Source organism: Parafilimonas sp., assembly GCF_051953455.1.
Classification (GTDB): Bacteria; Bacteroidota; Bacteroidia; order Chitinophagales; family Chitinophagaceae; genus Parafilimonas.
The window spans coordinates 1-19,332 of sequence record NZ_JBQCIT010000013.1 but is presented as its reverse complement, the minus strand read 5'-3'; the positions used below and the strand labels follow the sequence as shown (position 1 = coordinate 19,332).

Genomic DNA, 19,332 nt, shown 5'->3' with positions numbered 1-19,332 from the left:
AATAACTCTATTATGATGCCGCTTTTACGGGCAGGTTTAAAAGTTAAATGCTGTGTAAACAATTTCTGCATAAAATTCAGAAGTACAAAATACAGGCCTGTATTCTTATAAACACTTTAATGGTTATATAAATAAAAGAAAGCGGCAAAAGCCGCTCTCGTTTGCTTATATTCATCACGGGGCTGGGTTATATCTGTATGGCCAGTTTACCATCCTGCTGGCCCCGGCCAACTGTTGTATAATTCCAATAGTTTAAAATGTTGCCCTTAGAGTTGTAAGTAACGTTGTAGTAAATTTCCAGTTGCTCTTTGGCATCATTCACATTTGGAATTAATATTTTTTGCGTAATTGGTTTATTCACTTCCGGGTAATCTTTTAATTCTGTTGGCTGAAAACTCTGCTGCCATACTGTATCTCTCACATTCTTTTTTACACGTATTACCGTTACCTGTAAAGAAGCAGTGGTATTAGAATAGGCAGCCGATACATAGCTTGCCGTTTTATACACTTCCACATTTATATTTTTGTTTGTTGTGGGTGCGGTTTCGGTGTTTTTTACAAAATAAAAAATAGAGCATGCTGCCGTAATAAATGCTGTTGCGCTGATAAATAATGTTCTTTTCATTGTTAGTTCTTGTTTTCTTGTATCCGTCACTATTGTTTTTTTTACTGATGACTTTGTTAGCTGATTTTGCGTGCATTAGTCGTGGAAGAATCTTTCAAAGCAAATACCAATATGCCATTTAACAAGTATTTGGCAATTTTTAGAGCACAGGGGGTTATATAAGTTGATAAATGGTTATCCGAAAAGAAAAGGTTTTTTCAACTGTCCGGAAACGAACAATTATTGAACGGAATAGGATAGGGCAAAGGATTGATGCGGCTGGAATAATTTAAAGATTAACCACACCGGTGCAAATAAATACACAGGAATATCGTATCGTTATTCCAATACAAATTCCTGGTGCAAAGCCGGTATAAATACATTTTTAAAACCGGCTTTAATCAGTTTGTCCTTAAAGTCTATCTGCACATTATATTCACCGTGTACAATAAAAACTTTATCGACGGCTTCGGGTTGCTGGCATTTTAAAAATTGAAGCAGATCGTTATAGTCACCGTGTGCACTCATACTGCGCATTACACCAACCTGGGCAATAACATCAAATTCATCGCTGAATATTCTTACCCGTTTTACATTATTCATTAAAGCGCCGCCAAGGGAGCCAGGTTCGCAATAACCAACAATTAAGATGGTATTCCTGTTATCACCAATGTTATTTTTGATATGATGTTTTATGCGCCCGGCATCCGCCATGCCGCTTGCTGCAATAATGATCATCGGGCGATGGTCATCATTCAGCCTTTTGCTTTCATCTACATTTTCAATAAATTTTAATTCCTGGAAAGTAAATGGATCGTCATCTCTTTTTAAAAGCTCCTGTATGTTGGCATTAAAGTTTTCAGGATGTTGTTTTACTACAGAAGTAGCTTCATAACTCAAAGGACTGTCCACAAAAACAGGAATACCCTTAAGCTGCCTTTCAAGGCTTAATTCATTTAGCAGGTATAATAGTTCCTGTGTGCGGCCCACACTGAATGCGGGAATAATCAGCTTGCCTTTTTTGTGTATGCATGTTGATTCAATCCATTCATAAAAATCATCTGCCGTATTTGTAATGCGCTGGTGCAAACTATTGCCATAGGTGCTTTCAGTAATAATATAATCAGCCTGCGGAAATGTTTCAGGCTTGCGCAAAATCATATCATTATATCTTCCCACATCGCCGCTGAAGGATATCTGTCTTGTAACGCCGTTTTCTGTTATGCGCACATGCACGGCGGCAGAGCCGGTTATATGGCCGGTATCGGTATATAAAACTTTAATGCCTTCATCAACTGTAAACCAGTTATTATAATTAACGATTGTAAACAATGGTATTGTTTTTTGCACATCGCTTATATCATACAAGGGATCGTAAGGTTCAAGCCCTTTTTTAATTCTTTTTTTATTGGTATAGCCTGTATCGTCCCGTTGAATTTCTGCACTGTCCATAAGCAATATGGCAGACAGGTCTTTTGTTGCAGGCGTGCAGAATATTTTTCCGTTAAAGCCTTCTTTCACAAGCTTTGGAATAAGACCGCTGTGATCAATGTGCGCATGCGATAATAACAGGTAATTTACTGAAGCTGCATCAAAACCAAAACTATTGTTAAGTGGAAAGGTATCTTTACCAAGGCCCTGAAACATGCCGCAATCAAGTAAAATTTTCCTGCCATTGTTTAATGTAATAAGATGTTTCGAGCCTGTAACCGTTCTTGCTGCGCCATGAAAAGCAATCTTCATAAACCAATATTAATTTGATTAAAGATAAGTTCTCCATATTATTAAAGACAGATATTTTGCAAAGGCATAAAAAGTTCGTAACTTACTATTTCTAAAACTTGCCATCATGAACGAACAAACAATCTCCCGTTTTGCCATTATTTTATTGGCTTTGGTAATGGCAGTATTTGGTATCTACCATTTTGTTTCGCCCCAAAATCTTATAACCTATGTGCCATCCTTCCTGCCTGCTGTCGGAAATTTATGGGTGTATATTCCCGGGGTAGCATTTATTCTTGCGGCTATAGCATTTATTACCAATAAAAAGGTAAAGCTTGCTGCCTATTTGCTTGCTGTATTGCTGTTTGTTTTCGTGCTTACCATTCATCTTCCCAATTTTCTTAATGGCAGCAATATGGAATACAGGCAAATTTCACTAATCAATATTCTGAAAGACACAGCCATAGCGGCTTTCGCTTTGCATATTGCAGCCAACTCATCAAACTAATTGCAATAAATCCCTGCCTGGTTCCTGCAGTTTTAAAACTACAGTTGGTATTCTTTTGTTTTTACCAGGTGTGTTACTGTATTATTATATTGCAAATTTGGGTAAGGACTTTTTTAACTCTTACATAATTTTGCACGTGTACATATGAAAGTAAGAAACAAAATTATCAAACATGAAGACGATTATAGCGCCTACAGATTTTTCTGAAGTTTCAGTAAATGCAGTTAACTATGCTGCAGATATGGCAATGGCTTTACATGCACAATTAATAATTATGCATGTGAATGAGTATATATATGCTTATAGCGAAGCAGGCATAATTGATGCATTGATTGATGAAAAAACAGATGAAAGACTTGATGGGCTTGAGATGCAATTATTGAAAAGAACTGCAAATAAACTTTCAATAAAAAAGGTTATGTCTGTTGGCCGGTTAGAAAAGGAACTGAATAAACTAAGTGAAGCTATAACACCATTTGCAGTAGTAATGGGCACGCACAATGAATTAAATACGGTGAACCGTTTTTTTCTGGATAGCAGGAGTTTAAATACTACCAAAAAACTGCGCAGCCCTGTTATGATTATACCACAGCATAAAGCCTGGAGTAAAATTACTTCTATTGCTTACGCCTGTGATCTTAAAGATGTGGAAAGCATTCCCGCCGAACAGATAAAATATGTGCAGGAGGCATTTGGTGCAACCTTGCATGTGGTACATATAAGTAAAGACAGCAATTTTAATAGCGAAGATGTTGCAAATACTATGCTGTTACCCGCAGGCCTGATGGTTAATAAAACGGATTTTAATATCATAGAACATGACGATGTTGTAAAAGGTATTGAAGCTTTTGCTGATGAATTTAAAATTGATCTTATAATTCTTCAATTGAAGGAATATGGTTTTTTTGAAAACCTCTTTCATGTAAGCCAGTCAAAACGCATGATATTGCATCCCTGGATGCCAATAATGGTGCTGCGTTAATCAGGCACGTTTCCTGTAGCTGAGCACCGCCCATGTATTCAGCACAACAGCAAACCCAAAAACAATAAGCAGGTTTTTACTGATGTCTGCAAGTGTGCTGCCCTTTAAAACTATCGACCGCATCACTTCAATAAAATAGGTAACCGGGTTAAACTTCGTTACCCATTGCGCCCACACGGGCATGCTTGTAATGGAAGTGTATAAGCCGCTGAGCATTACAAATATCATCATTAAAAAGAACGCACTTAACATAGCCTGTTGCTGGGTATTGCAAAAGGTTGAAACCAGCAGTCCTAAACCTAAAACAGCAAGCAGATACACGGCGGCAAACACATAAATTACAAATATGCTTCCAAGGGGTATGATGCCATAGGCAAGATAGGCAATGGTTAATCCTGTTGTAAGTATAACCAGCCCAAGCACCCAGAAAGGAATAAGCTTGCCTAATATGAAATGATATTTTTTTATGGGCGTAACATTTATCTGCTCAATTGTGCCAATTTCTTTTTCTCTTACAATATTTACCGCGGCAATAAAAGAACCTACCATGGTTACGAGGATTACAATAATACCAGGCACCATAAAAGACTTATAGTTCATGTGCAGGTTAAACCAGTTGGAATAAGTTACATCAATTTGCGGTTGCGTATTAAAACGCGGCGCCTGCACCCATTTTGTTCGTATATCTTCATTAAAATTTCTTATGATGGTTTGCAAATACGATGCGCCAAGCCCAGCCTTTGTACCATTTACGGCATTTACTGCCATAAACAAAGTTGAGGATGATTCTTTGATGAGATTTTTTTCAAAAGAAGCCGGGATTTCAAGTATAATATCGGCATTATTTTTTTCAATCTCGTGCAAAGCCTGTGCATAAGAAGCTGTGTATTTATCAAGTTTAAAATAACCTGATGCTGTAATTTTTGAAACCAGCTTTTGTGCATAATCGCTGCGGTCATTATCAACAACTGCAAGGTTTATATTCTTTACTTCATAATCTGCAGCCCAGGGCAATACCAGCAATTGAACAGCAGGCATAATAAATATTACACGCAATATGCTTTTATCGCGGAATATCTGCCTGAATTCTTTCTCTAATAAAAATCTTAATGTGCGCATTTAGTAGCTTTTAGCTGCAAGCTATGAACGCTATAGGCTCACAGCTTATTCCAGCCTTATTTTAAAATTCTTTATCGCCAGCGATAATAATAATACTGTCATTCCGCTGAGTACTAATGTTTGTTTTAAAATACTTGATATGCCCAGGCCTTTTATCATTACAGCCACCACTATTTCATAATACCATCTCGAAGGCACAACGTTTGAAACAATGCGTAAAGCCAGCGGCATATTTTCAATGGGGAACATAAACCCGCTTAGCATAACTGTTGGCAAAAACAGGCCCATCATTGAGATCATCATAGCGGTTTGCTGCGAGTCTGTAACGGATGAGATAAGTAACCCAAACGATAAGCAGGTTATGGTAAATAAAATGCTTTCGCCAGTTAACAGCACGAGGCTTCCGTTTATGGGCACATCCAATACAAACACGCTTAACAATAATATATTGGTGATGTTTACAACCGTTAAAAGCAAATAAGGAATCGCTTTTGCCACTACAATCTTCATGGGTTGCACCGGCGATACCAGCATCACTTCCATGGTGCCTGTTTCCTTTTCCCGCACAATGGTTATGGCCGTCATCATGGTACAGATAAGCATTAACACAATTGCCATTACGCCGGGTACGAAACTGTAAGCGCCTTTTAACTGTGGATTGTATAACAGGCGGGACTGCACATTTATCTGGTAGGGGATGGCTGCGGTTGCATTTAAAGATTGCTGATAATCAGTAATAATAGCCGTTGCATAATTTATTAAAGTGGTTGCAATATTTGGGTCTGATGCATCGGTAACTAATTGCACCTGCGCTTTATTTATATGCCTTAAATCTTCACCAAATGTTGAAGGCAGCACAAGCACTATTCTTGCCGTATTGGTTTGAAAGGTTCTTATTATTTCGTCGGGATTGTGCAGTATGGCCGTAACATTAAAATAACGGCTGGCGCTTATTTTACTTACAATCTGCGATGCTGCAGCATCTTTCGACTGGTCAAGTATGGCAATAGATTCATTCTTTACTTCGTTGGTTAACGCAAACCCGAAAATAATTATTTGAGCAAGCGGCATTCCAAGCAGGATGAACATCGTCCGCCTGTCGCGCCAGATGTGGTAGAATTCTTTTTTTATGAATGAAAACAATTGTTTCATGCGCCTGTCCCGGAAGGGAAATTTTTATGATTTTAAATTACAAGTGCTTGCACCATTTGAATATTGATTGTTTTAACTGTCACTTCTTGTGGCTTTCCTCGCCAGTTGCAGAAAAACTTCGTTCATGGATGTGGCATGAAAATTTTCTTTTAATGCAACAGGTGTATCCAATGCATCAATTCTTCCGTCCACCATAATTGAAACACGGTTACAATATTCAGCTTCGTCCATATAGTGTGTTGTTACAAAAACGGTAATGCCTTTTGCCGAAGCATCGTAAATAAGGTTCCAGAATTCACGGCGCGTTACAGGATCAACACCACCGGTTGGTTCGTCTAAAAAAACTATTTGCGGCTCATGAAATATAGCCACAGAAAATGCCAGCTTTTGTTTCCATCCCAACGGTAATGAACCAACCAGTTTATCAGCCTCGTCCTCAAGATGCAACTGCTGCAGCAAAAGCGCTGTTTTTTCTTTTATATATTTATTGCTCATGCCATATATGCCGGCATAGAAACGAATGTTTTCTTTCACTGTTAAATCTTCATATAAAGAAAATTTCTGGCTCATATAACCAATGCTGCGTTTAATGGCTTCCGTTTTTTTATAAACATCAAAACCTGCAATGGTTGCTTTACCCGATGTTGGCAGGCTTAGACCGCATAACATGCGCATGGCCGTGGTTTTGCCTGCACCGTTAGCGCCGAGAAAACCAAAGATTTCTCCTTTATGCACGTCAAATGAAATATGGTCAACAGCCATAAAATCGCCAAAACGCTTGGTGAGCTGTTCTGTTTGTATGATGATATCGTTTGCCATATTAATTTTTCATCAGGTACAAAAAGCTGTCTTCAATGGTTGGTTTAATTTGCTGTATAATGAGTTCTTTGTTTCCTTTTTCTTCAAGATATTTTTGCAAAGCTTTTTCGCTGAAATTTTCTTTCATTACAGCATGATGATATTCGCCAAAAGCATATGCGTCTTCAATTGCATCATATGTATGCAGGTCTTTCAGCAGGCTATACATATTTGTTGCTTTAATGCCCAGGATGGTTTGTTTAAATGACCCTGTTATTTCTGTTGGTGTACCTGTTGAAAGCAGTTTACCCTGCTGCATTAAAGTAATACGGTCGCATAAACCGGCTTCATCCATATATGGCGTTGAAACAAGTATTGTAATGCCCTGTTGTTTCAGGCGTTTCAGCATGTCCCAGAATTCTTTTCTTGAAACTGCATCAACGCCTGTTGTTGGTTCATCAAGAAATAAAATAACCGGCCGGTGAATCAGTGCACAACTCAATGCGAGCTTCTGTTTCATGCCTCCGGAAAGTTTACCTGCCTTTCTTTTTTTAAAAGGTTCTATCTGTATATATATGTCTTTGATGAGGTCGTAATTCTTTTTAATAGTTGTATTGAAAATGGTGGCGAAAAAATTCAGGTTTTCTTCAACGCTTAAATCCTGGTACAGGGAAAACCGGCCGGGCATGTATCCAACTTTTTTGCGGATGGCTTTAAAATCTTTTACGATATCCAAACCGTCCACCGAAGCGTTTCCGCTGTCTGGCAGCAACAGCGTTGTCAACATGCGGAACAATGAAGTTTTGCCGGCGCCGTCAGGCCCGATAATGCCAAAAATTTCTGCCGGCGAAACATCGAATGAAATATCCTTTACAGCCTTAATTTCTTTTTCCTTGCCGTAATTTTTAGAAAGATTATGTACAATTACTGATTGCATATTTTATGTGTTGATGTAAGCTTGTGCAGGCTGCAGTATTGCTAATAGCTTGCAGCTAACAGCTTATAGCTTATAGCTTTATCTCTCCATACATTCCAATTTTTAAATAGCCGTCATTTTTTACCTTAACTTTTACGGCATATACAAGATTGGCCCTTTCATCTTTTGTTTGAATGGTTTTTGGAGTGAATTCAGCTTTATCAGATATCCATATAATTGTTCCGGCATATTCACGGTAATGGTTGGCGCCGCTGTCAATATAAACTTTAACCGGCTGGTTAAGTTTTACGGTTGAAAGTTGTGTACCTGTTATATAAGCACGAAGATTGAGATAGTTTATATCTGCAATTTTATACAAGGCTTTACCCGGCGATGTTACTTCACCTGCCTCCGCATATTTAGTAAGCACCGTTCCATTGATTGGGTTAACAATATTTGCTTTTGATAATTGTTCACTCAATTGTGCCACCTGTTTTTGCAGCGGGTCTTTTTCGCTTAATATGCTGCGGTTTTGTGTGCCCGTATTTGTTAGCTGAACTTTTATTTGTTGCTGTGTAACCTGCATTTGTTTTTTAGCAGCATCCACCTGTGTGTTTATATCATCCACTTGCCGTTGCGTAACGGCACCGTCTTTCAGCATATTCTGAAAGCGTTGCTGGTCTTTTAAAAGATTGTTTAATTGTGTTTGCTGAACGGCAAGCTGGTCTTCCAATAGTTTTACCTGGGGCTGCACATCACTCGTTTTTTCCTGGAGTGATTGAATGGAAGCCTGCACCTGTTGCCTTTGGAGCAACACATTTAAGGAATCTATTTTGCCTATAACCGCGCCTTCCTGCAAAGTATCGCCTTCCTGCACGTTAAAGGCAAGTATCTGGCCGCCTAACTGCGCTGAAACAATTACTTCATCTGTTTCAAATGTACCGGAGGCATCAAACTGATTTTCATTATTGTTGCAGGCAAAAAAAAATGTTGCAAGCGCTGCGATACATGTATATTCTTTTATTGCAAACATAAAGGGGCTGTTTTATTGTTTACTTTTTGATAGATTGAATAATAAGCCTGGGAATTGTTTTTTTCCTTTCTTCAATCATAGTCTCATACTCTTTTCTGCTAATGCCTGCCGCATGCTGAAAGATTGGCTGTGCCGCAAAAGGAAATATGCATAATGATAAGATATTCATGAGTAATTGCAAGGGATCGACAGGTTTTATTTTTTTTTCCCTGACGGCAGTTTCAATCATGCCGGTAAAAGATTTTAAAGGCAGCTTCTGCCTGGTCCATAATTTTTTTAGAAATACTTGCTGCTGGCGGCTGGCTTCGCTTAATATAAAAACAGGGAGATACGGCATTTTACCTACCTGGTTTATATATTCAATACATAATACTTCTATTTTTTCAAACACGGTTTTGTCCGATTCAATAATGGCATTCAGCATAGGAAAAAAGTGATTCGAAGCATCCGTAAAAATGGTTTCAAATAATTTATCCTTGCTTCGGAAATAATAATGCAGCATGGCTTTATTAATGCCGGCCTTATCGGCAATATCCTGCATCCTGGCGCCGTGCATGCCTTTATCAAAAAAAACCTGCCTGGCTGCTTCAAGGATCTTTTGTTCTGTGGAAAGGTCTTTGATTTTAACCATATGATTTAACCAAATGGTTAACAAATATAAATACTTTTATAATTTGCATACAGGATTATTGTAATAGGATGCATTAAAACCTGTGTGTCCATGGTAAAAATTGCCCTAAAAAATTAAACCTTAAGCCGGAATGATAAAAACCTTTAATTTAAGCGCATGAAAAATAAAGTGAAACAATCTTTTTTAGCCGCTGCAGCCTTTCTTGCTTTTTTAAACGTGTATGCCCAGGATGATAAAAAACTGCATTTTAAAGCAATACTTTGCGATACGCATAACGATGTTATCAGCACCTGTCTTGAAAAAGGTTATAGTTTCGACCAGGACCTTACCGGCAAAACACACAGCGATTTAAACCGCATGTTTAAAGCCGGCGTGGATGTGCAGGTATTCAGCATCTGGTGCGATGGCACGCAGGTAAACCCATATAGTTTTGCCAACCGGGAAATTGACACGCTGTATGCATGGGTTAAACGCAACCCGGAAAAGATGATGCTTGTAACTAATTCAACTGAATTAATGCAGGCCGTAAAGCAACATAAACTGGCTGCTATGATTGGCGTGGAAGGCGGCCACATGATTGAAAACAGTTTAAGCAACCTTGATAATTTATATGCACGTGGCACCCGTTATTTAACGCTAACCTGGAATAATAATAATGAATGGGCTACGAGCGCCAAATTTGAAACCGATTCCGCTCAATCGCAGCGTAAAATGGGGCTAACAGATTTTGGCAAACAACTCGTGCAGCATATGAATAAAATAGGCATGATGGTAGATGTAAGCCATGTTGGTGAGAAAACTTTTTGGGATGTAATCAATACTACCACAAAGCCCGTTATTGCTTCGCATAGTGATGCGTACGCTGTTTGTCCCGTTCCGCGAAACCTGAAAGATGACCAGATAAAAGCTATTGCAAAGAATGGCGGCGTTATACAATTGAATTTTTATTCCGGGTTTTTAGACAGCGGATTTGATAGGAAAGAAAAAGCATTCGAAGCGCGTCATGCCGCGGAAAAAGATTCTTTGGTGAAAACCGGCAAGAATGAATTTTTTGCCGAAAATGCATTGTTTATAAAATATGCAGATGAAGTGCGTGATTTGCGTGCGCCATTTCATTTAATACTCGATCATCTTGATCATATAGTTAAACTCGTTGGTGTTGACTATGTAGGTATGGGCAGCGATTTCGATGGTATCAGTTTTCCGCCGCAGCATATGGATGATATTACTGCTTACCCTTTAATTACAAAAGCTTTGCTGGAACGGGGTTACAATAAAACAGATATCGAAAAAATATTAGGCGGAAATTTTATAAGGGTATTGAAAGCTAATGAAGTACAATAACTTTTCACCTGTTAATGATTAAATGGCGGAAGAACTAACCTTCCGCCATTTTTATGTGATTATTTCACTAAATATGGTTGTATAGCTTTTTGCCATATTACATAACCATTTGCATTCATGTGCAGGCTGTCGCTTAAAAATATTTCAAGCCTTGTATCTTTATTCTCGTTCAGCATAGGTTGATATACATCAATAAAAGAAGCATGCTGCTGTGTGCCAATAAAATCTTTGATCATCTTATTGGCTTCCGTCATTTGCGGCCAGTATTTTCTCCGGCTGGGGCTTGGCTTAATGGAGATAAAAACAACCGGCACATTTGCCAGTTTGGAACGGATGATTGCATATAAAGTTTTAAAACGTTCAAATACCATATCCGGAGAAACATAATCCTTTACGGCAAAATCATTCTCACCACAATAAATAACTATTTCTTTTGGCTGATAAGGAAAGATGATATCGTTGGCATAGCGGATAAGATCAGGTAAAGATGATCCGCCAAAGCCACGGTTTAAAATAGTATAACCGGGAAAATAGGATTGTATGTCTGTCCATTTTGTAAAAGAAGAGCTGCCAATAAATAGTATCGGATGTTGAGGCGGCGGGTTAATGCTGTCCTGCATTTTAAATTGCTGAATATCGTTGTAAAAGGGCGGTTGCTGTGCATGCAGGCTCACAGATAAAACAAAGCAAAAAATAAAAAGGTAACAGGCAATACGTTTCATGCTTTAATAATTTGATTTATTGTTTCAAAGATAAATGCTGCCATAAAAAATCCTGTAAAGAATAAAACAGTTACTGTTAAAATATAAATTTTAATTATGGCCAGGTTTTTTTGCCACCATGGTTAATATGGTGGCGATGCCCACCTGTTCATTACTATCATCCAATATTTCAACCAGCCATTTTGCAATGCCGCGTGGTAGATCGGTTGGTTCTCTTTGTTCCTGCGGAATTTTTTCCTTGCAGGTAAATCGCACATATATCTCTGTGCCCGGATAAACAGGTTTCGTAAAACGCAACTCATCAATACCATAATTTAATAACACTGGATTTTTTTCATAACTGTACACAAACAAACCTGCAGCAATACTCATAATGAAGTAGCCATGGGCCACCTGCTGTTCAAACATGGTACCTGTAAAATCTGTATGGGTTAGATGCGCATAAAAATGATCGCCGCTTATATCGGCAAACTTATCAATGTCTTCACTTGTGATTATTCTTTTTGAAGTAATGATTTGTTCACCAATTTGCAGTTCCTCAAAATATTTTTTGAATGGATGAATAGCATTTTCAATACCCTTTGCATATTGCTGATAAACGTTTGTAATATTAGTGATACTTGTTGGCGAGCCTTGTATAGCCACTCTTTGCATGTAATGTTGTACGCCACGAATGCCGCCCATTTCTTCGCCGCCGCCAGCCCTGCCCGGACCGCCATGAACCAACATTGGCAACGGCGAACCGTGGCCGGTACTTTCTTTGGCACACGCTTTATTCAATATTAAAATTCTGCCGTGATGTGTGCCTGCACCTAACACATATTGCTTTGCAATTCTATCGTTTGCTGTAACGATAGAAGAACACAAAGATCCTTTACCCAGCTTGCTTAAAGCAATCGCTTCTTCCATATTTGTATAAGGCATAATGGTGCTTACCGGCCCAAACGCTTCCACTTCATGCACTGCCGTTGATGTAAAGGGTTTTTCATTCAATAATAATATGGGTGAAATGAATGCGCCCTTATTGGCATCGGCATCCATCACTTCAACACTATCTAATGCGCCATATACAATTTGTGTTGATGCCAGTAATTTTTGCACCTGCTGTTTTACTTCATTGCGCTGCGATTGCCCGGCCAGCGCGCCCATTCTCACTTTATCATTTAAGGGGTTGCCAATAACGGTTTGCGATAGAGATTTTGATAAAGCTTTCCACACATCTTCCATCTTATTTTCCGGTACGAATATTCTTCTTATGGCGGTACATTTTTGCCCGGCTTTCACCGTCATTTCTTTTCTTATTTCTTTAATAAAAATATCCCATTCGGCATCGGCAGGGCTTACATCATCACCCAAAACAATGCAATTCAAACTGTCGGCTTCCATATTAAACGGTACCGATTCCTGCAAAATCCTGTCGTGCTTTTTTAGTTGCAAGGCGGTTGATTTGGAGCCGGTAAAAGTTATCACATCCTGCGCTGTTACATGATCCAATAAATCGCCAACGCTGCCGCATATCAATTGCAACGCGCCTTTTGGTAAAATGCCCGAAGCGATAATTGCTTTCACAACGGCTTCGGTTAAATAACTCGTAACCGTTGCCGGTTTTACAATAGCCGGCACACCGGCGAGCCAGTTTACCGCGCATTTTTCCAGCATGCCCCACACCGGGAAATTGAAAGCATTGATATGAATGGCAACACCTTCTTTTGGTACCAACATATGATGCCCCATAAAAGTATTTTGTTTGCTGAGGCTGATTCCTTCGCCATCAACTGCAAACGTTTCATCTGGAAATTTCCGGCGCAGGGAAGCATAAGCAAACAGGTTGCCAATGCCACCTTCAATATCAATCCAGCTATCGGCTTTGGTAGCACCGGTTTTATAGGAAAGCGCATAGAATGTATCAAGATGATTGCGCAGGTATAAAGCCAGTGCCCGCAACATTCTGCCGCGTTCGTGAAAAGTAAGCCTGCGTAAATTTGGATTGCCCACGCTGTGTGCATAATCAACCATGGCTTTAAAATCCAGGCCATTGGTTGTGGCAGCTGCAACCGGTTCTCCTGTTACCGCATTGTATAAAAACTGGCCATCACCATCACCGGTGATCCATTCATTTCTAACCAAATTTCCAAGTTTATTCATATAGCAATTTGTTTGGCAAAACTAACGACTGATAGTTGTATACAAACTATAAAAAACGAAGCATTGCCGTGATGCACTTGTCTTCCATTAATTAAAGCAAGCGATGGTGCTGGTGCAATTTTCTTATATTGCGCTAACCTTAATGCTGCTGCAGTTTTTAGTATACATTCAAATTCACGCAATCAAAATGAAAAAATTTTTCTTTATCTGTTCGTTGGCATTGGCTTTACATTTTACCGCTTTGGCGCAGCAAAAAAAAGAAATGTTGCCTACTGCCCGTATTGATAATTCGCTCGACAGTGCCGTGGTGAACTATAAAAAGCAGCAGCGCTCCATTACCTATGGCAGTGTTACGGTTGAGGGCAAAGCCATCAATTATGAGGCGGTTGCAGGCAGCCTGGTGTTTAAAAATGCGCAGGATACACCTATCATCAGCATGTCGTACACAGCCTATTTTAAAAAAGATGATGATCCGGCACAGCGGCCGCTTACTTTTATTTACAACGGTGGCCCCGGTAGTTCTACCATCTGGCTGCACATGGGCGCCTGGGGCCCGCAGCGAGTGTACATTGCTGATACGGCAAGAACAAAAGCACCGTACAAAACGGTAAATAATGATTATAGTTTATTAGATGCCAGTGACCTGGTTTTTATTGATGCGCCGGGAACGGGTTTTGGCCAGGTGATTACCAAAGATTTAGGCGGCGCCGGCAATGGCAAAGATTTTTTTGGTATTGACCAGGACGGGCAGGCATTTGCTTCCTTCATTACAAAATTCTTATCGGATTATAACCGCTGGAATTCGCCTAAATATTTGTTTGGCGAAAGTTATGGCACTTTCCGTTCTGCTGTGGTGGCCAATATTCTCGGTTCTGATAAAGGAGTTGCCCTGAATGGCATCATCCTGTTATCGCAATTGTTAACGTATGGAAATATGACGGAAATGACACAGGAAAACCCGGGCGATGGCTTGCCGTTTGAACTGGTGTTACCTTCTTTTGCGGCTACTGCCTGGTATCATCATAAACTGCCGAATCAGTCGGCTAGTCTTGAAGCTTTTTTGGCTGAGGTTGAAAATTTTGCACTCACCGATTATGCCGTAGCCTTGAATAAAGGCGCCGGACTTGATGCTGCGCAGTTTAACCAGGTGGCCGAAAAACTGCATCAATACACAGGTTTGCCGGTCGATTACATTAAAAAAGCCAACCTGAGAATTATCGGGCCGCAGTTTGAACAAACATTGTTAGGTGATTCGAGTAAAATTACGGGCCGCCTGGATTCCCGTTTTTCCGGTGCTGCCATCGATCCTTTAAGTGAATATGCGCAATATGACCCGATGGATTCGTATATAGACGGCGCTTTTACCGCCACTTTTAATAACTATGTGCGCACTACTTTAAAGTATGGTATTGGTATGAATTATAAAACCTATGGCAATGTGCAACCCTGGGATTTTAAGCGCCGCGGTTATGTTGGTTTCCCGAATGTTATGAACGACCTGGCGGAGGCAATGATCTATAACCCGGATATGAAAGTAATGCTGAATATGGGTTATTTTGATTTGGGCACACCTTATTTTGAAGGTATTTACGAAATGCAGCATTTGCCTATTCCCGCTGCATTGCAAAAAAATATTCAGTATGCAAAATACCAGTCAGGCCACATGGTTTACCTGCATCCTGAGTCGTTGAAGTTGTTGCATGATAATGTGGCAAAGTTTATCAATTCCACTCACTAATTGTTTACAATGCCGTTTCTCACTTTTGCGGGACGACCTGTGAGCGCGTTCATTTAACATTAAAAGCAAAGCAGAAATGATCATACTTAAAGGCTTTGAAAAATATTATTTTCAAAGCCTTTTTACTGAAATCAACCAAAACTTTAATGCTTCCTTATCATTCACTAATTTTGCAACCCGTTTTGGATTTATACTTTTGATTTTTTACTTTTTTAATTTATGATAAATATTACGTTCCCGGATGGCGCTGTAAGACAATATGAAAGCGGCGTATCGCCGTTGGATATAGCAAAGTCGATAAGCGAAGGTTTAGCAAGAAAGATAATTGCAGCTAATGTAAACGGCAAAACCTGGGATGCAACGCGGCCTATAACAGAAGATGCGACCGTGAAATTATTGAAATGGGAAGACCCGGAAGGCAAATCTACCTTTTGGCATTCTACGGCGCACTTAATGGCAGAAGCCGTAGAAAGTATGTTCCCGGGCGTAAAATTCTGGGTTGGACCGCCGGTGGATAACGGTTTTTATTATGATATGGATTTGGGCGATAAGAAGATTACCGAAGAAGATTTGCGTGTGCTGGAAAAGAAAATGAATGAACTGGCAAAGCAGAATAATCCATACATCAGGAAAGAAACGCCGAAAGCAGAAGCCGTTGAATACTTCACTGAAAAAGGTGATGAATATAAATTGGACCTGCTGCAAAACCTGGAAGATGGCAATATTACTTTTTATACGCAGGGTAATTTCACTGACTTGTGCCGCGGCCCGCATATTCCTTCCACCGGCTTTATAAAAGCCATCAAGCTTACCAATATTGCCGGCGCTTACTGGAAAGGCGATGAAAAAAATAAACAGCTTACCCGTTTATATGGTATATCATTTCCTTCTCAAAAAGAACTGGATGAATATTTGGCCATGGTGGAGGAAGCCAAGAAACGCGACCACCGCAAATTGGGCAAAGAGCTTGGTATTTATACGATGGACGATGATGTGGGCCCGGGCCTGATTATGTGGATGCCCAATGGTACTGTTATTATTGAAGAACTGGAAAAACTGGCAAAGGAAACAGAAGCAGCCGCAGGGTATAAGCGCGTGGTTACACCGCATATTGCCAAAGAAAGTATGTACCTCACCAGCGGGCATCTGCCGTATTATGCCGACAGCATGTATCCGCCCATGGAAATGGAAGGAGAGAAGTATTACCTGAAATCCATGAACTGTCCGCATCACCATAAAATTTATGCGGCAGAACCAAAGAGCTACCGCGATTTACCCTACCGCATTGCAGAATACGGTACGGTTTACCGCTATGAACAAAGCGGTGAATTATTCGGGTTGATGCGTGTTCGTTGCCTGCACATGAACGATGCACATATTTATTGCACCAAGGAACAGTTTGCAGATGAATTTCGCGCTGTGAATGATATGTACCTGAAGTATTTCAAAATTTTTGGTATTGAGAAATATGTCATGCGCTTATCGCTTCACTCCAAAGAAAAGCTTGGGATTAAATATGTAAATCAGCCGGAACTTTGGCTGGAAACAGAAGAAATGGTGCGTAATGTTTTGGTGGAATCAGGAATTCCGTTTGTGGAAGTGGCCGATGAAGCGGCTTTTTACGGGCCAAAAATTGATGTACAGATTTACAGTGTAATTGGCCGCGAATTTACGCTGGCCACCAACCAGGTAGATTTTTCGCAGCCAAGAAGCTTTAATCTTTCTTATACAAAACCAGACAATACTTCAGATATCCCGCTCATCATTCACCGGGCGCCGCTGGGCACGCATGAACGTTTTATCGGGTTTTTATTAGAGCATTATGCCGGAAGGTTGCCATTATGGCTGTCGCCCGTACAGGTAAAGATTTTACCTATCAGCGATAAATTTCTTCCCTATTCAAAAGAAGTTTTTACGCAGTTAATGAAAGCTGGCATAAGGGTTGAGACGGATGAGCGCAGTGAAAAAATTGGCAAAAAAATCCGGGATGCGGAAATGGCCAAAGTGCCGTATATGCTGGTTATTGGTGAAAGGGAAACAACGGAAAGAAAACTGGCGATCCGGAAAAATAACAAGACAGAGCCTGAGCCGCAAACGATTGAAGAATTTATTAATTTGCTGAAAGAAGAGATTGCAGAAAGAAAAGGATAGTTTATTTTTACAGGATATATTTTTCATTCATTAAAATTTAATTTTAATTATTCACGAAACAAATTTGAATGGCTTTACCTCAGAGAGGAAGATTTAATCCTCGTTTTAACAGGCAACCGGAGCCTGAACATCGTATAAACGAAAGAATCCGGGTACCGCAGGTGCGCTTGGTAGGAGACAATGTAACTGTGGGTATTTACCCTACACAGGAAGCGTTGCGTATAGCGCAGCAGCAGGAGCTTGACCTGGTTGAAATTTCACCAAACGCCGACCCACCCGTTTGTAAAGTAATCGACTACAAGAAATTTCTTTACGAGAAAAAGCGTAAGGAAAAAGAAATGAAGGCGAATGCCAAACAAAGCGAAGTAAAAGAAATACGCTTTACGCCCGGCACTGATGATCACGACTTTGAATTTAAAACAAAGCATGCCGAAAAGTTTTTGAAAGAAGGCAATAAAGTAAAAGCTTACGTGCAGTTTAAGGGCCGCGCCATTATGTTTAAAGAACGCGGTGAATTGTTGTTGCTGAAGTTTGCAGAACGTCTTGGTGAAGTGGGTGTGCTGGAGGGTATGCCTAAAATGGAAGGCAAGAGAATGCTGGTGATATTTGCGCCTAAACCGGTAAAGAAAAAAGTATAGCACTTACATAAATTAGATCGTGCAGTATGGAAAGCATGCTGTACGATTTTTTATTGTATTTACCTGAAGGTTAATGTGGCGTTGGCAAAAAATAAAACCCGCCGGCAATGGCGGGTTTTATATAACAAAGCAGTGAGTGTGTTGTAAAACAGGCTATTTCTGAACAACCAGTTGTGCGCTTTGCCTGTTTCCTTTTTCATCAATAACTGTTACCACATATATTCCGCTGGCATACATGGAAACATCCAGTAGTTCGAAAGCCAGTTTGGATGAATATAGCTGTACCTTCTTCTGTAAAAGCATTTTGCCCTGCATATTGCTTACGAGTATGGTTACAGCCCCGCTGTAGCCGGCAAGGGAAATATTCGCTTTTCCTGATGCCGGGTTGGGTGAAATTTTCAATCCTTTTTCAATTGATGGGGCTATGCTCGCTGACCGATCATCGGCGATAACCTGTACTTTTTTATCATCATTGTCCATAATGAACCCTGATGCTGTTTTTCTGCCTAGGTCAGCGTTAAGCGGGTTGCTTAGCACCAGGTTGAATTTTTCGGTTTTTTCCTTTACAGCATCGCCTTTAATGGATATAACAATGCGTTTAACCCTTTCTCCCGGGGCAAATACTACGGTACCGTTTTGTGCTATGTAATCTGAACCAGCTTTAGCAGAATTATCCTGCGTTGTATAATCAACCCTTACTTCACGATCTGAAGGTTTGCCCAGCCTTACAAGGAATGGCATATTGGCATTTTTTAAATCCGGCTCTTGCTGAATCATATCATAAACAGAAACGCTAACATTGTTGCCCGTGTCTGTGCCTTCATCAATTTCCCCATTACAATTGTTGTCTTTACCATCGGCAATTTCAGTTGCGCCCGGATAAACATCAGCGTCGTTGTCATTACAATCTGTATTATCAGCAACATAACCTGTTGGCTGTGCACATGCTTTTTGAGAAATGGAAGCATCGCCGTAACCATCACCGTCAGCATCTTTATACCAGGTAACACCGCCATCTTCATCCGTTAAGCCATCACAGTCATTATCCTTACCATCACAGAGTTCAGGCGCGTTTGGATAGATGGTGTTGTCGGCATCACTACAATCAGTATTATCAGCAACATAACCT

At 40.0% G+C, this 19,332-nt stretch carries 17 protein-coding genes; 6 read left to right on the top strand and 11 right to left on the bottom strand.

Annotation, left to right across the window (positions count from 1 at the left end):
- Window positions 1-187: 187 nt before the first annotated feature.
- Window positions 188-625 carry a hypothetical protein gene (locus ACTHN6_RS04695; protein WP_440434563.1) on the bottom strand — a complete coding sequence of 146 codons (438 nt, stop codon included), beginning with the start codon at window positions 623-625 and terminating at the stop codon, window positions 188-190.
- Window positions 626-943: 318 nt separating this feature from the next.
- Entirely contained in the window at window positions 944-2,347 is a 1,404-nt protein-coding gene (locus ACTHN6_RS04690) for an MBL fold metallo-hydrolase RNA specificity domain-containing protein (protein ID WP_440434562.1), read from the bottom strand.
- A gap of 106 nt (window positions 2,348-2,453) precedes the next feature.
- Here ACTHN6_RS04690 and ACTHN6_RS04685 point away from each other — a divergent pair, with 106 nt between their 5' ends.
- Entirely contained in the window at window positions 2,454-2,834 is a 381-nt protein-coding gene (locus tag ACTHN6_RS04685) for a hypothetical protein (protein ID WP_440434561.1), read from the top strand.
- Between the two features lie 172 nt (window positions 2,835-3,006).
- Entirely contained in the window at window positions 3,007-3,816 is an 810-nt protein-coding gene (locus ACTHN6_RS04680) for a universal stress protein (RefSeq protein ID WP_440434560.1), read from the top strand.
- On the opposite strand, the gene ACTHN6_RS04675 is transcribed toward ACTHN6_RS04680, so the two are convergent.
- The 6 genes from ACTHN6_RS04675 to ACTHN6_RS04650 form a co-directional block, all read right to left on the bottom strand.
- Window positions 3,817-4,935, bottom strand: coding sequence for an ABC transporter permease (locus ACTHN6_RS04675; RefSeq protein WP_440434559.1), 1,119 nt, complete (start codon window positions 4,933-4,935; stop codon window positions 3,817-3,819). It lies immediately after the preceding gene.
- A 45-nt stretch (window positions 4,936-4,980) separates the two neighbouring features.
- Entirely contained in the window at window positions 4,981-6,087 is a 1,107-nt protein-coding gene (locus tag ACTHN6_RS04670; RefSeq protein ID WP_440434558.1) for an ABC transporter permease, read from the bottom strand.
- Window positions 6,088-6,159: 72 nt separating this feature from the next.
- Window positions 6,160-6,906, bottom strand: a complete 747-nt coding sequence (locus ACTHN6_RS04665; protein WP_440434557.1) for an ABC transporter ATP-binding protein — start codon at window positions 6,904-6,906, stop codon at window positions 6,160-6,162.
- Window position 6,907: 1 nt separating this feature from the next.
- Window positions 6,908-7,822, bottom strand: a complete 915-nt coding sequence (locus tag ACTHN6_RS04660; protein ID WP_440434556.1) for an ABC transporter ATP-binding protein — start codon at window positions 7,820-7,822, stop codon at window positions 6,908-6,910.
- A gap of 70 nt (window positions 7,823-7,892) precedes the next feature.
- Window positions 7,893-8,834 (bottom strand): HlyD family secretion protein, encoded by a 942-nt coding sequence (locus ACTHN6_RS04655; RefSeq protein WP_440434555.1) that lies wholly within the window; start codon window positions 8,832-8,834, stop codon window positions 7,893-7,895.
- 19 nt (window positions 8,835-8,853) lie between these two features.
- Window positions 8,854-9,465: a TetR family transcriptional regulator gene (locus tag ACTHN6_RS04650; protein ID WP_440434554.1), complete on the bottom strand. Its 612-nt coding sequence runs from the start codon at window positions 9,463-9,465 to the stop codon at window positions 8,854-8,856.
- Window positions 9,466-9,621: 156 nt separating this feature from the next.
- Between ACTHN6_RS04650 and ACTHN6_RS04645 the strand changes: the two genes are divergently transcribed.
- Complete coding sequence (locus ACTHN6_RS04645; protein ID WP_440434553.1) at window positions 9,622-10,809, top strand: dipeptidase; 1,188 nt, start codon at window positions 9,622-9,624, stop codon at window positions 10,807-10,809.
- 59 nt (window positions 10,810-10,868) lie between these two features.
- Here ACTHN6_RS04645 and ACTHN6_RS04640 read toward each other — a convergent pair whose 3' ends face one another.
- Together ACTHN6_RS04640 and paaZ are read right to left on the bottom strand one after the other, a co-directional pair.
- Window positions 10,869-11,531, bottom strand: coding sequence for a GDSL-type esterase/lipase family protein (locus tag ACTHN6_RS04640; protein ID WP_440434552.1), 663 nt, complete (start codon window positions 11,529-11,531; stop codon window positions 10,869-10,871).
- Window positions 11,532-11,621: 90 nt separating this feature from the next.
- On the bottom strand, window positions 11,622-13,676 hold the full coding sequence (gene paaZ / locus ACTHN6_RS04635) for a phenylacetic acid degradation bifunctional protein PaaZ (RefSeq protein ID WP_440434551.1): 2,055 nt from the start codon (window positions 13,674-13,676) through the stop codon (window positions 11,622-11,624).
- A gap of 187 nt (window positions 13,677-13,863) precedes the next feature.
- Here paaZ and ACTHN6_RS04630 point away from each other — a divergent pair, with 187 nt between their 5' ends.
- From ACTHN6_RS04630 to infC, 3 genes are all read left to right on the top strand, one after another.
- Entirely contained in the window at window positions 13,864-15,414 is a 1,551-nt protein-coding gene (locus tag ACTHN6_RS04630; RefSeq protein WP_440434550.1) for a S10 family peptidase, read from the top strand.
- A gap of 219 nt (window positions 15,415-15,633) precedes the next feature.
- Window positions 15,634-17,565: a threonine--tRNA ligase gene (gene thrS, locus ACTHN6_RS04625; protein ID WP_440434549.1), complete on the top strand. Its 1,932-nt coding sequence runs from the start codon at window positions 15,634-15,636 to the stop codon at window positions 17,563-17,565.
- Window positions 17,566-17,633: 68 nt separating this feature from the next.
- On the top strand, window positions 17,634-18,203 hold the full coding sequence (gene infC, locus ACTHN6_RS04620; protein WP_440434548.1) for a translation initiation factor IF-3: 570 nt from the start codon (window positions 17,634-17,636) through the stop codon (window positions 18,201-18,203).
- 153 nt (window positions 18,204-18,356) lie between these two features.
- Here infC and ACTHN6_RS04615 read toward each other — a convergent pair.
- A partial coding sequence (locus ACTHN6_RS04615) for a MopE-related protein (protein WP_440434547.1) occupies window positions 18,357-19,332 on the bottom strand: 976 nt, incomplete at its 5' end.

Bases quoted from the DNA above. Each gene is read 5' to 3' on its own strand.
- ACTHN6_RS04660 (WP_440434556.1), bottom strand. From the start codon at position 7,822: ATGCAATCAGTAATTGTACATAATCTTTCTAAAAATTACGGCAAGGAA.
- ACTHN6_RS04690 (WP_440434562.1), bottom strand. From the start codon at position 2,347: ATGAAGATTGCTTTTCATGGCGCAGCAAGAACGGTTACAGGCTCGAAA.
- infC (WP_440434548.1), top strand. From the start codon at position 17,634: ATGGCTTTACCTCAGAGAGGAAGATTTAATCCTCGTTTTAACAGGCAA.
- ACTHN6_RS04630 (WP_440434550.1), top strand. From the start codon at position 13,864: ATGAAAAAATTTTTCTTTATCTGTTCGTTGGCATTGGCTTTACATTTT.
- ACTHN6_RS04695 (WP_440434563.1), bottom strand. From the start codon at position 625: ATGAAAAGAACATTATTTATCAGCGCAACAGCATTTATTACGGCAGCA.
- ACTHN6_RS04675 (WP_440434559.1), bottom strand. From the start codon at position 4,935: ATGCGCACATTAAGATTTTTATTAGAGAAAGAATTCAGGCAGATATTC.
- ACTHN6_RS04655 (WP_440434555.1), bottom strand. From the start codon at position 8,834: ATGTTTGCAATAAAAGAATATACATGTATCGCAGCGCTTGCAACATTT.
- ACTHN6_RS04680 (WP_440434560.1), top strand. From the start codon at position 3,007: ATGAAGACGATTATAGCGCCTACAGATTTTTCTGAAGTTTCAGTAAAT.
- ACTHN6_RS04650 (WP_440434554.1), bottom strand. From the start codon at position 9,465: ATGGTTAAAATCAAAGACCTTTCCACAGAACAAAAGATCCTTGAAGCA.
- paaZ (WP_440434551.1), bottom strand. From the start codon at position 13,676: ATGAATAAACTTGGAAATTTGGTTAGAAATGAATGGATCACCGGTGAT.
- ACTHN6_RS04665 (WP_440434557.1), bottom strand. From the start codon at position 6,906: ATGGCAAACGATATCATCATACAAACAGAACAGCTCACCAAGCGTTTT.
- ACTHN6_RS04640 (WP_440434552.1), bottom strand. From the start codon at position 11,531: ATGAAACGTATTGCCTGTTACCTTTTTATTTTTTGCTTTGTTTTATCT.
- ACTHN6_RS04670 (WP_440434558.1), bottom strand. From the start codon at position 6,087: ATGAAACAATTGTTTTCATTCATAAAAAAAGAATTCTACCACATCTGG.
- ACTHN6_RS04685 (WP_440434561.1), top strand. From the start codon at position 2,454: ATGAACGAACAAACAATCTCCCGTTTTGCCATTATTTTATTGGCTTTG.
- thrS (WP_440434549.1), top strand. From the start codon at position 15,634: ATGATAAATATTACGTTCCCGGATGGCGCTGTAAGACAATATGAAAGC.
- ACTHN6_RS04645 (WP_440434553.1), top strand. From the start codon at position 9,622: ATGAAAAATAAAGTGAAACAATCTTTTTTAGCCGCTGCAGCCTTTCTT.